This is a genomic window from Bowmanella yangjiangensis, from assembly GCF_017255015.1.
GTDB lineage: Bacteria > Pseudomonadota > Gammaproteobacteria > Enterobacterales > Alteromonadaceae > Bowmanella > Bowmanella yangjiangensis.
The window spans coordinates 1-715 of the sequence record NZ_JAFKCS010000401.1; the positions used below are offsets into that span (position 1 = coordinate 1).

Below are 715 nucleotides of genomic sequence, written 5' to 3' on the forward strand. Positions count from 1 at the left end.
GTACTGGGTCTGTACTACATGACCCGTGACCGTGTGAATGGCAAAGGCGAAGGCATGGTGTTCAAGAACGCTCACGAAGCCGAGAAAGCCTACCGCACTGAAGTTGCGGAGCTGCACGCGCGCGTGAAAGTTCGAATCAAAGAATTTGAAGTTGACGAAGCAGGTAACAAAACCGAGAAAGTGACACTGACCGACACTACTGTTGGCCGTGCTATTTTGTCTCTGATTCTGCCACAGGGTTTGCCGTTTGAGCTGATCAACCAAGCCATGGGTAAGAAGCAGATTTCTCGTCTGTTGAACGCCTGTTACCGTACGCTGGGTCTGAAGCATACCGTTATTGCTGCTGACCAAATCATGTACACAGGTTTCCATTACGCGATGATCGCTGGTGCCTCTATCGGTATCGACGACATGGTAATCCCTGATGAGAAAGCCCAGATTATCGATGCTGCCGAAGCGGAAGTTGCCGAGATCCAGGACCAGTTCCAGTCAGGTTTGGTAACAGCCGGTGAGCGTTACAACAAGGTTATCGACATTTGGTCTGCGGCTAATGAGCGCGTGTCCAAGGCGATGATGGACAACCTGAAGACTGAAACTGTTATTAACCGTGACGGTGAAGAAGAGCAGCAACCCTCATTTAACTCTGTGTTTATGATGGCGGACTCCGGTGCCCGGGGTAGTGCAGCTCAGATTCGTCAGTTGGCTGGTATGCGTG

The 715-nt window shown here is 51.0% G+C and carries 1 pseudogene; it reads left to right on the forward strand.

Annotated features, from left to right (window positions below):
- Positions 1-715 (forward strand): annotated as a pseudogene (locus J0A65_RS24815) (DNA-directed RNA polymerase subunit beta'); the annotation flags it as partial.